The following is a 12,730-nucleotide window of genomic DNA, read 5'->3' on the forward strand; positions in this document are numbered from 1 at the left end:
GCCATTCCAACGAAAAACGCTCTCCACCTTGATCAGCGAGGTGGCAGCCGACATCAACTCGGCCTTGCAGGGTGCGGATGCGACGCTGAGACGCGCCGTTCTGAAGGTAGTCGGCAAAGTGCAGGCGGGGCTCGCCAATATGCACATGGGCTATCTCGACTGGATCGCGAAGCAGGCCGTTCCGTTCACAGCGGAAGACGAGTATCTCGAAGGTTGGGCCGCGCTCAAGAAGGTGTATCGGAAGGCCGCGACGCCCGCTCAGTTGACTGCGTCGTTTGCTGGCGTCAGTGGAAAGCCGCTGAACGCCGGCACGCAAGTCGTGCGTAGCGACGGCGCGACTTACACGACGGCTGCGACTGCGACCGTGGACGGAACAGGTTCGCTTTCAGTGACCATTGTCGCCACTACGCCTGGTGCGGCAGGAAACGCCGATCCGGGCACGACCGTTTCGCTCGGCGTCGCGGTGGACGGGCTGCAATCGACAGGATCCGTGACGGGAACTGTGTCATCGGGTGCCGACATCGAGGATAACGACGAACTCCGCAATAGGATGCTCGCGGCGTACCAGAACACGCCGCAGGGCGGTGATCTCGAAGATTATGTCGGCTGGGCCCTCGCCGTGCCCGGGGTTACGCGCGCGTGGTGCGCGCCGAATGGCTTCGGTGCCGGAACCGTCGTCATCTACACGATGCTCGACACGGCGCAGGCGTCGCATGGTGGCTTCCCGCAGGGCACGAACGGCGTGTCGCAGTATGACAAGGGGCCCGGCGGTGCGCCGCGCGGCACGGTTGCGACAGGGGACCAAATTGTAGTTGCCGACGCCATTATCAACGAGCAACCAGTGACGGCGCTCGTGTATTCGTGTGCACCCGTGGCGAACAATCTGACGTTCACCCTCTCAGGGATTCTGGGAGCTTCGACGTCTACGCGTGCCGCAATTAGCGCCGCAATCGCGGATGTGCTGTTCAGGAACGGAGACCCGCTCGCGGGCACGATCAATCGGTCCGACATCGAATCGGCGATCGCTTCAGTGTCTGGGACAAGTGGGTTCGTCATCACGCTGGTTCAGGGCGTGGTAGGGGTAACAACGACGACCTATCCGGGCAACATCACCAGCGGATTCGGGCAGTTGCCCGTGCTCGCCGGCGTGAATTACGTCTGAGGTCTCAATGCTTGCACTGAATTTCAAGGCGGCCGATTTTTTGGCAGCCATGCAGGCGCTCTTGCCTCGCGGTCGAGTGTGGCCGCGGGATCAAGACACCGTTCAGGCCAAGGTGCTTTCAGGTCTCGCGCCGTGCTACGAGCGGCAAACGGCGCGCGCCAACTATCTGTTGGTCGATGCGTTTCCATCGACAACGTACGAACTGCTGCCCGAATGGGAATCGACGCTGGGACTTCCGGATCCCTGCGCCGGCGCTGCGCCGACGATTCCTCAGCGACGGCAACAGGCGTTAGCGCGACTCACTGCCATAGGCGGGGCTTCTATTCCGCAATTGACGGCGTTCGCCACGTCGCTTAGATACAGCGTAACGATCACGCAATACACGCAGGCACGCGCCGGATTGTTGCGGGCGGGCCAACCAGTGAACGGATATGACTGGAACTTTGCCTGGAAGATCAATGCGCCGCTAAACACCGTGACGCGCGCGGTAGCAGGTGCGATGGCCGCTGGAGACCCGCTCGCTTCGTGGGGCAACAAGGTTCTCGAATGCGAGATGAGGGCGGTCATGCCCGCGCACACCATTCCGATTTTTGCTTACGCTTAAAGAGGCAAACACTTCATGCAACGTATTGACGACGCCACCGCAGCAGCTTCGCTGCCGACGCCTGAAGTAGCAGGGACGCCCGGGTACTTCACTGAAGGCAATCCGACGTCCGGAACGCCAGCTACGAACGTTCGCGGATCGTGGCTGAACATGGTTCAAGAAGAGCTCATGTCCGTCGTGACGGCTGCCGGACTAAGCCCAAGCAAAACGAACTATACGCAGTTGCGTGATGCGATCAAGCTGATGTACGGTCCGGGCCGCTTACTGCGAACACTCGTGTACTCGGTGATCGGCGGAACGGCGTATGTGTCGATAGACGGTGGCACGCCAACAACGACCGGTGCGGGAAGTTACGCCACACCAGGAAACATGAGCTTTGCTATCGTCAAGGTACAAGGCGCTGGAGCCGGGGGCAGCGGAACTTCGACTACGTCGTCGGGTCAGGCGGCGGTCGGCAGCGGCGGCGCTTCTGGTTCGCTCGGTATAAGCAAGCTCACTGCGGCCGCCATCGGCGCATCGCAGACGATCACCCTAGGTCTTCCCGGAGTCGCCGGTGCCGCAGGCAACGCGGGAGGGAACGGCGGCACCACGTCGTTTGGTTCTTTGATCACCGCTCCTGGTGGTAACGGAGGTCCCGTTGGCACCAATACAGCCCCACCATTCCTGCAGGTATCTGGAGCGCCGGGCGCGATTGCCACCGGCGGAAACATTCTCAATACTGCTGGCAATCCAGGCACGCTGGGCGTTGCGATCGGATCGCTAACGCAGTCAGGCGGAGGGGGTCATTCCCCGCTTACAGGAGGTGGCGGCGGTCGACCCGTTGCAGCAAATACCATTGGTCAGGCGGCAACTGCGCACGGTGCGGGAGGTGGTGGGCCCGCTATCAATGCAACTCAAGCCGGGACGAGTGGTGGATCGGGGGGCGGAGGCTGTGTGATTATCGAGGAGTACGCGTAATGAACTATGCCTATGTACAAGACGGACGTGTGATGGAAGTTATCGCGCCGATGTTGAATGACGACGGAAACGAGATTCCTATCGATCAGCGCTTCACGCCAGAGTTTGTAGCCTCTCTCGTCGAATGCGACGAAGCAGTCCACGAAGGCATGGTAAGCAACGGAACAACATTTTTGGAGTATGTTCCGCCAGCTCCGTCCCCTGCCGATATTCTTGCCGCCAATACTTCGACGCGTGATTTCTTGTTGGTGCAAGCCTCCATTGCGATCGCCCCTCTGCAGGATGCTGTTGACCTCGACGAGGCCACCGACGCAGAAACAGCGGTGCTTAAGCTGTGGAAGCAATATCGCGTCGCCGTGAGCCGAATCGACCTGACGCAGGTAGTGCCGAACTGGCCCACGACGCCGTCGGCTTGACAGGCGTCTGTTACTCCGCCGCTGCGCTGATATGATTCGACGTTTCGAGCAAACGAAAAGGTGAGCGGATGAAATTCTTTCAGGCGCTGCGCGGGAATCGTGCTCCCGTTGCGGAACCGGCCGTCGAACCGGTCGTAGGGCCGGTCGACGGTTCAAACACAGCCGAGCTCGACGCAACCCTTGCGCGCTGTCAGTTGCTTGAGATGGAGAACGCCAAGCTCATCGCCGATGCGCAACGTTTCAGCGCCTTGACGACGCCCGTCTCTCCTGCCCGTTCGGAGCCGCCCGAGCTTTCTCCTTTGCCGATCCCGAAGGACTTCAGGCCGTTCTTTAGGGACGTGTTACTTCGCACGTTCTATAAGGAAAATCCGATGATCGACATCACGAAGGAGGAGATTTTCGAACGGGATGTGGATGCTCATGTCGCTCACCGCTTCCGCGATTTCGAGTACTGGATCTGCACATGGCTCGCGCAGATCGCGCCCGATATGAGCGAGATGTCAGCGATCGAGGTCGGTTCTGGCACCGGCTGTTCGACTCTCGCGTTTGCAAGCCGCGTCAAGAATCTCATCAGTTTCGAGATCGATTCGAAGGCTAGTGCTGCCGCCGTTGAGCGACTTCGTTTCTTCGGCTACGACAACGTCGAATTCTTCAATGAGAAGTTCACTGAGGATAAGGCAGAGGAACTCGCCGGGAGGGTGCATCTCGTCGTGCTGTGCGCCGTGCTTGAGCACATGACGTATGAAGAGCGCATCCAAGCTCTGCGCGCGTCATGGAAGGCGCTCGCGCCCGGCGGCTTTCTGGTTGTGGCGGACACGCCGAATCGATTCAACGTGCTCGAAGACCACACGAGCCAGATGCATTTCTATTCGGCTCTGCCGCTCGAGATCCAGCGCGATTACGCTCAGTTTTCGCCGCGCGCGGACTTCCGGAATTCGATCTCGGCGACGGCGACCTCTCAAGTTGGCGAGATGCTCGCGCGCTGGGGATTCGGCGTGTCGTATCACGACTTCGAGCTTGCCATTGGCCGGGACTGCCACGAGCATATTGTCCTCGACGGATATGAGGAAGCGATTCTTTCGCGCTTCCATGATCGAACCGACGATGCGCTTCTGCGGCTCGCATTTGAACGCTACGCCATACCGGCACACCGCGCCTTTACACGTCACAACCTGCATTTTGTGATGCGGAAGCCGGCGTAATTCTTCTAATGGAGGATGCCGGGAGAGCACTTGGGGATTGGAACCCGGTAAAATGGCGCGTCCCCCTCTTGCTTACTAAAAGATGCTTAAAAGTGTTCAATCGCTGCGTTTCTTCGCGGCGGCCATTGTGCTTGGAGCGCATCTAAACGCGGGCGGCTGGGCTCTTCCTGTCGCGAACCCATTCGCCTGCTCGGCAAAGAATGGCCTATGTGGGGCGATCGGCGTAGACGTGTTTTTCTGCATAAGCGGGTTTTTAATGCTGATCACCACCGAATCGCGCGATCCGGGCGTTCGGTCAGCTGTGGGCTTTGCCATTCGTCGCTTTTTCCGTATTTGGCCGTTGTACGCGCTCATTACGATCATAGTAGCGACGGGTTTTCGATCGCAGAACGTCAGCGCATATCTGAATTCTCTGCTGTTCCTGCCGACGCTGACGCCAACAGGATTCTGGGATCCGGCGATTTATTCGGGCTGGACATTGAACTTCGAGATGTACTTTTATGTCCTGACGGCGATTTGTCTGCTCACGCCATGGAAGACGCGGCTCGCCGCATGCATTGCATTTGGACTCGGCCTCTTCTCGCTGACCATCAACGATACGATTTACTACTTTGCATCGATCGTTATGGAATTCGCATTGGGCGCTTTGCTTGGTGTCCTTTGGAACAGCCGCGCGGTTTGGAAGAAGCTGATCAGGATAAGGTGGCCGCTTCTGCTTATGAGCGTGTGCCTGTTCGTCGCGGTCGGACGCGCGGTCGGCTGGGACAACCCGCACGTAATAGCGGCACCCCACATGAGCGTCCGGCTCCTTTATTTCGATGCCGTTCTTCCTCGCAGCATAGGATGGGGTATCCCATCCTTTTTCCTGATGCTCTCGGTCATGCTGTTCGAAGACAGGATTCCAGCGGGGCTTTCGCGCCTCGGCGACTACACGTACTCCGTTTATTTGCTGCACGTCCCGATAATCCAGGGTGCCCTCTATCTGAAAGAGACCTTGCCAGGCGCGACGGTGAGTACGATCGTCGGCACCCATCTGGTACCGGTCGCGATAGTAACAGCGACCGCAGTGACGTCCGTGGTCACTTATCATCTTGTTGAAGTGCCTATGATCCGACTGGGCTCGGCCTTGGCGCGCCGCTTCGAGGGTCGAAGGGCACCGTCCTCCGCGGCGCAAGTACCGCCGAGCATATAGAGCAGCATATTCGTTTGAACACGGCCGCCTTTTGGGCGGCTTTTTTTATGCCCCCGCGGCTTATTCAAGGAAGCCCAGATGTCGGAATTCTGGAACGAGGGTGTCAAATCAATAGTCACGGCGCTCGGGAGCGTGGGGACCTTTTGGGTTGGCGGCCGAATGTGGCGGCAGATCGATCGTCGACGTCAGGCAGAGAGCGAGGGCGAGGCCAACATCGTCAAGGCAGATTCCGCCGCGCAGGTCGAAGCGATTGCACGGTTCGAGCGGCTCGCGACGCTTGCCGAGGAGCGCGCCGGCCGAGCAGAGGCTCGAGAACTGCTTGCTGTGCAACGCGCGGATCGCGCGGAAGAGTTGATGCGCTCAGCAGAACAGCGAGCCGATGCGGCCGACCGGCGCGCGCAACGCGCGGAGGCTGAGGTACTCGAACTGAAAACCAGAATCGAACGCCTCGAAAAGGCGATCGAGAACCGGAGGGAGTCAGATGTCTCGCGTTCGTGACTGGCGGTGGTGGGTGATGGGCGCATGTCTCCTTGGCGGTTTGGCGGGCGTCGCAGCCGTTGGCTTTTTCATCGGGCAGTGGGGAATGTCGGTGGAGCGTGCGAATTGGACGAAAGAGCGCGCGGCGTATATCAAACGCTTTCCCGAGGTGCGCGCGGAGACGCGAAACGCATGCGTCGCTGAATACGAGAGCAAGGTGCAGCAGCTGCAGCAGCAGAACCAGCAAAACATCCAGGCGATGTCGGACCTTCGGTCTCTGATCACCGATACGCATGATGTTGCGCAGTACACCCTGCGCTTTCTGGGCGACCGCGCGAAGCTCACAGACGCGCGGCAGGCGGCTCTCATCAAACAGACCCGACAGGCAGCCACGGCAGCGACCGTTGCCGCGCAGAAGACGGAGGCCGTTGAGCAGAAGGTTGCAGTCGCGGCGACGAAGGCTGATGAAGCCGCGAACACCGCGAAGGCAGTCGACAAGAAGCTGGAGACGGCCACGCATCCGTCTCTGCCCGCCCAGCCTTGGGCGGGAAGTCGACGATAAGCAGCACAAGTTTCCCTATTCGAACCCGGCCTCGCGCCGGGTTATTTTCTTTTCAGAGGCCCTATGAACCTCAAGCTCCGGCTCGTCGATGACGCGGCCAAGGTGCACACGTACTCGTCGACCATCATCGCGGCGTCGCTCGGCGCTGTCTCTGCCGCGTCGCCTTTCATCGAGGCGGCATGGACGGGCATGCCTGACGAAGTGAAGTCGCTTCTTCCGGATAGCTGGCGGCTCGCGATCGCGATCGCCGTCGGCTGTCTTGCAATCATCGCCGCGCGCTATACGACCACGGCTCCGAAAACGACCACGAGCGGGGCAGCGGATGGCGACGCAAGCGCAGCAGCCGAGTAAGCGGCCCGGCAAGAAGACACTTGCCGCGACGATCGGCGCTGCGGCCGCGGCCGCGCTCGTCGCGATGACGGCGTCGCAGGAGGGCGTTTCGCTCAAGCCATACAACGATCGGCTCGCGAACAACATCGAGACCGTCTGCTTCGGCGAGACGAATGTGGAGATGCGCGCGTACACGCTGCCCGAGTGCAAGTCGATGCTCGGCGACAGCCTCGCCGGCTATGCGTCGGCCGTGCGCGACATCACGCCGGGCTTCGACTCGCTGACCGATGGGCAGAAGGTTGCCGTCGTGGATCTCGCCTACAACATCGGCGTGCCGAATTATAAGGGATCGACGCTGCGCAAGCACTACATTGCTCGCGACTTCCCCGGCGCGTGCACCGAGTTCATTAAATGGCGCTTCATTGCTGGCAAGGATTGCGCGATCGCGGCGAATCGGTGTGGGGGGATCGTGACGCGTCGCCAGCTTGAGGCGCAAGCCTGCCGAGGAAACTGACATGTATCCATACCTCATCACAGGAATCATCGCGAGCGCTCTTGGCATCGCGCTCGGCGGTGCCGCTGTGCACACCGTCGACTCTACGAAGCTCTCCGCCGAGCAGACTTTGCACGCACGCGACAACGAGCTCAACGCCCAAAAGCTGCAGGCGGCGTCCGACGCGGCAGCGAGCGCGGCGCGCGCGGCGATCGCACAACAGAACGACGCAGCGACGCAGATCGCGGCGCTCGACACGCAACTCAATCAGGAGAAGGCCTCACATGATGCCGACAATGCGAAGAATCGCGCTGCTATCGCTGATGGCGCTCGCCGGCTGCGCGTCGCAGTCACCGCCTACGCCCCCGCAAGCAGTGGCAACGCCGCAGATTCAGGCGCAAGCGCCGGCAGCTTGGGCGATGGTGCCGGTGGCACAGCCGAGCTATCACCTGCGTTTGGATCAGATCTTTTCGGAATCGTCGACGACGCCGACGCCGACGCCCGCGCGAAAGCCGAATACCTCCAGCACTACGTCTGCATCCTCCAGCAGCAAGGAGTGATCGCGGGCGCTTGCAGCCCCACTACCACCGCGAACGAATGACCAGATGGCATCGGATATGAAGTTCGGCGCCGCACCGAAGAACGCGCAGCCAGGCAGGGACGAAGGGTTCCGCACCTGCTGCCAACTGCGCTTCTACGATTAATCCTGCATTACCACATTTTTTGCAGCCTCTCGACCTGTCGAGAGTACGGGTGCATTGCCGTTCCGGAAGCGCCTTGGCGCGTCGCGGCCATTGATTCTGAACGGCTGCTCTAAAAGCCGGTAATTCAACTCAGAAAGGATGAGCGTCATTGCGAGCCATACGAAGAAGAACCGCAGGAAGTAGTTTCCGGTAAAAACTGTTCCAGATGGCTCGATGAAGCGCCAAAGGGCCTTCGTCATTACTATTGTCGGTAGGTGAATAAGGTAGATCGAATAAGAACGCGAGCCCGCCCACAGAACGATGGGCTTCAACGCCTTGCTCCGGACGATGTAGTCGTTGTTGTACGAGCCGATAAACACAAGGAAAGCTGAAATCGCGGCTATAAGTCCGGTAGTGAATGGGACGATAACCGGCTTATCGGTAAAGCTCTGTGCCAGAGAGGCAAGTAGCACGACGGAAAATCCGACCAAGGGAATTGCAATCCAGCGTCGCTCCATGAAGACCGGCTTGACGTCCTTGTATAACGTCGTTCGCTCAAAGTAAGCGAGCAGGACGCCAAAACAGATCGAATCTGTTCTCACATACCACAACGGTCCGAGGAACGGCCTGTCCAGGAACATCTGAATTAAAACTACGGCGCCTAAGAAGTAGGGAAGCCGCTTGCGCATGACCCACATCAGGATCGGAATTGCCAGATAGAACTGCTCTTCGAGCGACAGCGACCACCAGACGCCAATATCCCCACAATATGCGCGGTTGACGGCATGGCAGTATGCCCAATGGAAGTTTGCGACCTGCAGAACCACGGCAGTCAGATCGGCGAAGTTTGATCGCACGGACATCATGAGACCGGTGTTTCTCAGTGCCGCACTGAGCAGAACGACAACAACCATCCATAGCAAGGAAGAGGGCCATATGCGATAGAAGCGTCGGATCCAAAAGGCGATCATGTTTCGCCAGTAGGTATCGGAGTCTTTGACAGCCTCAAGTTGCCCAAATAGTCCCCTAGCTATTACAAAACCAGAAATCGCGAAAAAAAGATCCACCCCTGACCAGAAGTTGAACCACTTCAATACATGGCTCACTCCTGATATGTGCCATGGAAAGAGATGTGGAAGATGGTCTAGAATAGTGATCGCGACGGCGATTGCACGTAATGCCTCGATGTCGTCGATGCGTTTATCGGCTACTGTTTTCAAGATCCGTTCCAGGGGTGATTTAGAGTTGCGCGCCATCGTTCGGGTAAGGCTGGATTATATGCGGTTGCCCTTCCCATCGTTGGAAAGCGAATTGTTATAGGCGAAGGGGTGTTGCGTGCGTGCGAAGAAAAAAGCCCGGCGCGCGGCTGGGCAATTGGCTTTGGATGAATCCGAGCGACATGCAATCGCTCGCTGTCATTGTGGACAACGCGCGTCCGAATTCAAGCTCGATAGTGAAACGCTGCATTTCGATCCGCAGCCGGTAGCGCTCATTGGTTGTCTTGCGGGGACGTCGATTCTTGCGTGGGGAAGAACACATCGCACCGCTCGTGATGAGCGCCAGCGTTACGCGGAGGACAATCTGCCAGCCTGGCGCCGAGGTCTGTCATCTGGAAATCCTGTCCGAGCTGTGCAACTAGCTTCGCGACTCGATACCGGCCTTTGCGGTCGCATCGAGAGCAGGCGATGTCGATGTGGCTTGAACGCGCCGCGAGTTCGCCGAGCAGCACGCTTCCGTTCTTACCCATCGCACTCAGGCCGCTCGTACTCGTCGTCGTATTCGTTGACGACGCAATCGCAATCTCCGCACATCCCGATTTGGCATGTCGCCGACCGCCGGCTGAAATTCGTCGCGCGCGAGCCGCCTCGCGCAAACCGGGCACCACATAGACGTCATCGCGATTTCCTCTTCTCTTGCGGCTCCGCGTCGTCGGCGCCGATCGCCCGCGTCCAGAACGAACATCCATTCGTCGGCATCGCTACGACGCGATCGCCCGGCCCGCGCACGCAAACCGCGTAATGCCCGCTCGCGACTTCGCCGCCGCAATGCTCGCATTTGCGGCAGTGGTGCGTGCCGAGTTCGGATTGGAAGAGGGCCATTGTTGCATTCGTGATACTGTATATGCGAACAGTATATGCAGATGTGCGCACAGGCGTCGGCAGAATATTAGGAATGGCCCTCTTGGAATATTAGGAGCGCGCGTTTCTCGACGCGCTACACTCCAGCCAGATAAGGCCTCCGGTCGAAAACTTCCACATTTACTATGCTGACCGTCCATCATCTCAACAATTCCCGCTCGCAGCGCGTGCTGTGGATGCTGGAAGAACTCGGCGTCGAATATGAACTGAAGCGCTATCAGCGCGACCCGCGGACGATGCTCGCGCCGCCCGAATTGCGCGCGGTGCATCCGCTCGGCAAATCGCCGGTCGTGACCGTCGACGGCATGACGCTCGCCGAATCGGGGGCGATCATCGAATATCTCGTCGACCGCTACGGCGAGGGCCGTTTCTCGCCGCCGCCCGGCACGTCGCCCGAACGCGTGCGCTACAACTACTGGATGCATTACGCGGAAGGCTCGGCAATGCCGCCGCTCTTGCTCAAACTCGTCGCGCGGCGGCTGGAGAGCGCGAAGATGCCGTTTTTCGCGAAGCCGATCGCGCGGCGCATCGCGCAGACGATGCAAAGCAGTTTCATCGATCCGCAACTGCGCTTGCACTTCGGCTATATCGACGCCCAGCTCGCGAAGTCGCCGTGGTTCGCGGGCGAGACATTCACCGCCGCCGACGTGCAGATGAGCTTCCCGCTCGAAGCCGGCAGTGCCCGTGCCGGCGCGAAGTCGATGCCGCATATCCGCGCGTTTCTCGAACGCATCCACGCGCGGCCGGCATACCAGCGCGCGCTCGCGCGAGGCGGCCGATACGATTACGCCAGTTAGCCGTTCGGCCGACTGCCGGCATGCGAGAGGCGTTGCGTACAATGAGTCGCACGCAACCACTCAGCCCAAAGGCGACGCATGGCCCGTATCGTTCCCGATGACTGGAAGAATCTCGAAGCGACCGGCGCGGCGGCGCGCGAGCTCGAAACGCTCGCGCTGCTCGAAAAATTGCCCGACGACTACACGGTGTATCACGGCGTTCACTGGACGCGCGTCAACGAAGGCTTCTCCGTGTTTGGCGAAGCGGATTTCGTCGTCGTTGCGCCGTCGGGGCGTGTATTGATGATCGAACAGAAGGCGGGCTTTCTGCGCGAAACCGGGCAGGGTCTCGTGAAGGTCTATCTGCAGAAGGAACGCAACGTCGCCATTCAGCTCGCGCGCACGCTGGAGAACCTGCACCGGCGCTTCACCGCGGCGTTCGGCGCGGGCACGTACCGGATCGAGGAATTGCTGTATTGCCCCGACTACACCGTGAAGAACGCGGCGATTGCGGGCGTCGCGCCCGCGCGCATCGTCGATGCGAGCCGCAAGTCGCAGCTTGCGCGCGTCGTGCTGGACATTCTGCCGCCCGATGAGCCCCGCTTCGAATCGGCGGCGCGCATCCATCATTTTCTCGCCGATGAACTCTCGCTCACGCCCGACACCAATGCGCTCGTCGGCGCGGCAAACACGCTCGTCACGCGGCTGTCGGGCGGGCTCGCGACCTGGGCGCGCCGGCTGGAATTCGAACCATTTCGCCTGCGCGTGATCGCGACCGCCGGCGCGGGCAAGACGCAGCTCGCCGTGCGCGTGATGCGCGACGCGCTCGCGCAAGGCAAGAGCGTGCTCTACGTATGCTTCAACCGGCCGCTCGCCGATCATATCCGCGCCATTGCGCCGAAAGAGGCGAAGATTGCGAACTACCATCAGTTGAGCGCGGCCGTCGCCCGTGACGCCGGCAGCCCGCCCGATTTCAGCCAGCCGAACGTTTTCGCGACGCTCGAAGAACGCTTCGCCGCCGTGCCGGTGCCTGAACAGTGGAAGACGGACGTCCTGATCGTCGATGAAGGCCAGGACTTTCAGGCGGCCTGGGTCGAAGCGCTCGAGCGCCTGCTCAATCCGGACGGCGCGTGGTGGTGGCTCGAAGATCCGATGCAGAACCTCTATCTGCGCGAGCCGGTGCCGCTGCCGGGCTGGACCATCCTGCGCGAGACCACCAACTACCGCAGTCCGCGCGACCTGCTCGGCTTCATCCGCAAGATCGTCGGGCCGGATGTGCGGCTCGACGCGGGCAGTCCCTTCGACGGCTCGGACGTGAGCGTATCGACCTACGAGGACGGGCATCCCGAGGAAATCATCGAGGCGACCAAGCGGGCGATCACGCATGCGCTCTCGCTCGGCTTTCGCAAGCAGGACATCGCGGTGCTGTCGTTTCGGGGCCGCGAGGGCTCGGCGCTCACCGCCGTCGATCAGCTCGGCCCGCACCGGCTGCGCGCGTTCACCGGCACGTATGACCTGTTCGGCAACCCGGAGTATCGCGAGGGCGATGTGCTGCTGGAATCGATCTATCGCTTCAAGGGGCAATCCGCGCCGTGCGTGATCCTCACGGAAGTCGATTTCGAGGCGCTCGACGAGCAGGCCGCGCGCAAGATCTTCGTCGGAGCGACACGCGCGACGATGAAGCTGATCGTGGTCGCATCCGAACGCGCGGCCCGGGCCATCGACGCGCTGCAGTAGC

The 12,730-nt window shown here is 60.4% G+C and carries 15 protein-coding genes; 13 read left to right on the top strand and 2 right to left on the bottom strand.

The features are described from left to right. Positions 1-40 precede the first annotated feature (40 nt). From NCR38_RS16450 to NCR38_RS16500, 11 genes are all read left to right on the top strand, one after another. On the top strand, positions 41-1,162 hold the full coding sequence (locus tag NCR38_RS16450; RefSeq protein ID WP_250477384.1) for a baseplate J/gp47 family protein: 1,122 nt from the start codon (positions 41-43) through the stop codon (positions 1,160-1,162). A 7-nt stretch (positions 1,163-1,169) separates the two neighbouring features. Then, positions 1,170-1,766: a YmfQ family protein gene (locus tag NCR38_RS16455; RefSeq protein ID WP_250477385.1), complete on the top strand. Its 597-nt coding sequence runs from the start codon at positions 1,170-1,172 to the stop codon at positions 1,764-1,766. Positions 1,767-1,781: 15 nt separating this feature from the next. After that, positions 1,782-2,723: a hypothetical protein gene (locus NCR38_RS16460; protein ID WP_250477386.1), complete on the top strand. Its 942-nt coding sequence runs from the start codon at positions 1,782-1,784 to the stop codon at positions 2,721-2,723. Then, positions 2,723-3,139, top strand: coding sequence for a tail fiber assembly protein (locus tag NCR38_RS16465; protein WP_250477387.1), 417 nt, complete (start codon positions 2,723-2,725; stop codon positions 3,137-3,139). Before NCR38_RS16460 ends, NCR38_RS16465 begins: the two co-directional genes overlap by 1 nt. Positions 3,140-3,207: 68 nt before the next feature. Beyond that, positions 3,208-4,341 (top strand): class I SAM-dependent methyltransferase, encoded by a 1,134-nt coding sequence (locus tag NCR38_RS16470; protein ID WP_250477388.1) that lies wholly within the window; start codon positions 3,208-3,210, stop codon positions 4,339-4,341. A gap of 82 nt (positions 4,342-4,423) precedes the next feature. Beyond that, positions 4,424-5,533 carry an acyltransferase gene (locus NCR38_RS16475; protein WP_250477389.1) on the top strand — a complete coding sequence of 370 codons (1,110 nt, stop codon included), beginning with the start codon at positions 4,424-4,426 and terminating at the stop codon, positions 5,531-5,533. Between the two features lie 78 nt (positions 5,534-5,611). After that, entirely contained in the window at positions 5,612-6,031 is a 420-nt protein-coding gene (locus tag NCR38_RS16480; RefSeq protein ID WP_034473981.1) for a hypothetical protein, read from the top strand. Beyond that, entirely contained in the window at positions 6,015-6,572 is a 558-nt protein-coding gene (locus NCR38_RS16485; protein ID WP_250477390.1) for a hypothetical protein, read from the top strand. The genes NCR38_RS16480 and NCR38_RS16485 overlap by 17 nt, the downstream gene beginning before the upstream one ends. 63 nt (positions 6,573-6,635) lie before the next feature. Beyond that, complete coding sequence (locus NCR38_RS16490) at positions 6,636-6,923, top strand: hypothetical protein (protein WP_250477391.1); 288 nt, start codon at positions 6,636-6,638, stop codon at positions 6,921-6,923. Then, a complete protein-coding gene (locus NCR38_RS16495; RefSeq protein WP_250477392.1) occupies positions 6,895-7,416 on the top strand; it encodes a glycoside hydrolase family protein in 522 nt (173 codons plus the stop codon). Before NCR38_RS16490 ends, NCR38_RS16495 begins: the two co-directional genes overlap by 29 nt. Position 7,417: 1 nt before the next feature. Next, positions 7,418-7,996, top strand: coding sequence for a lysis system i-spanin subunit Rz (locus NCR38_RS16500; protein ID WP_250477393.1), 579 nt, complete (start codon positions 7,418-7,420; stop codon positions 7,994-7,996). A gap of 99 nt (positions 7,997-8,095) precedes the next feature. Here the strand turns inward: NCR38_RS16500 and NCR38_RS16505 are convergent, their stop codons facing one another. Both NCR38_RS16505 and NCR38_RS16510 read right to left on the bottom strand, forming a co-directional pair. Then, positions 8,096-9,298: an acyltransferase gene (locus tag NCR38_RS16505; RefSeq protein ID WP_250477394.1), complete on the bottom strand. Its 1,203-nt coding sequence runs from the start codon at positions 9,296-9,298 to the stop codon at positions 8,096-8,098. Between the two features lie 672 nt (positions 9,299-9,970). Further along, a complete protein-coding gene (locus NCR38_RS16510; RefSeq protein ID WP_250477395.1) occupies positions 9,971-10,177 on the bottom strand; it encodes a hypothetical protein in 207 nt (68 codons plus the stop codon). 164 nt (positions 10,178-10,341) lie between these two features. Here NCR38_RS16510 and NCR38_RS16515 point away from each other — a divergent pair, with 164 nt between their 5' ends. Continuing rightward, positions 10,342-11,013, top strand: a complete 672-nt coding sequence (locus tag NCR38_RS16515; protein ID WP_061116108.1) for a glutathione S-transferase family protein — start codon at positions 10,342-10,344, stop codon at positions 11,011-11,013. Positions 11,014-11,091: 78 nt separating this feature from the next. Beyond that, complete coding sequence (locus tag NCR38_RS16520; RefSeq protein ID WP_061115938.1) at positions 11,092-12,729, top strand: ATP-binding domain-containing protein; 1,638 nt, start codon at positions 11,092-11,094, stop codon at positions 12,727-12,729. The last annotated feature ends 1 nt before the right edge of the window (position 12,730 follow it).

It is taken from the genome of Caballeronia sp. INML1, from assembly GCF_023631085.1.
In the GTDB taxonomy this organism is placed as follows: Bacteria; Pseudomonadota; Gammaproteobacteria; order Burkholderiales; family Burkholderiaceae; genus Caballeronia; species Caballeronia turbans.

Coding starts and splice junctions, on each gene's coding strand:
- NCR38_RS16500 (WP_250477393.1), top strand. CDS start 7,418: ATGTATCCATACCTCATCACAGGAATCATCGCGAGCGCTCTTGGCATC.
- NCR38_RS16490 (WP_250477391.1), top strand. CDS start 6,636: ATGAACCTCAAGCTCCGGCTCGTCGATGACGCGGCCAAGGTGCACACG.
- NCR38_RS16465 (WP_250477387.1), top strand. CDS start 2,723: ATGAACTATGCCTATGTACAAGACGGACGTGTGATGGAAGTTATCGCG.
- NCR38_RS16470 (WP_250477388.1), top strand. CDS start 3,208: ATGAAATTCTTTCAGGCGCTGCGCGGGAATCGTGCTCCCGTTGCGGAA.
- NCR38_RS16460 (WP_250477386.1), top strand. CDS start 1,782: ATGCAACGTATTGACGACGCCACCGCAGCAGCTTCGCTGCCGACGCCT.
- NCR38_RS16495 (WP_250477392.1), top strand. CDS start 6,895: ATGGCGACGCAAGCGCAGCAGCCGAGTAAGCGGCCCGGCAAGAAGACA.
- NCR38_RS16515 (WP_061116108.1), top strand. CDS start 10,342: ATGCTGACCGTCCATCATCTCAACAATTCCCGCTCGCAGCGCGTGCTG.
- NCR38_RS16475 (WP_250477389.1), top strand. CDS start 4,424: ATGCTTAAAAGTGTTCAATCGCTGCGTTTCTTCGCGGCGGCCATTGTG.
- NCR38_RS16455 (WP_250477385.1), top strand. CDS start 1,170: ATGCTTGCACTGAATTTCAAGGCGGCCGATTTTTTGGCAGCCATGCAG.
- NCR38_RS16510 (WP_250477395.1), bottom strand. CDS start 10,177: ATGGCCCTCTTCCAATCCGAACTCGGCACGCACCACTGCCGCAAATGC.
- NCR38_RS16480 (WP_034473981.1), top strand. CDS start 5,612: ATGTCGGAATTCTGGAACGAGGGTGTCAAATCAATAGTCACGGCGCTC.
- NCR38_RS16520 (WP_061115938.1), top strand. CDS start 11,092: ATGGCCCGTATCGTTCCCGATGACTGGAAGAATCTCGAAGCGACCGGC.
- NCR38_RS16485 (WP_250477390.1), top strand. CDS start 6,015: ATGTCTCGCGTTCGTGACTGGCGGTGGTGGGTGATGGGCGCATGTCTC.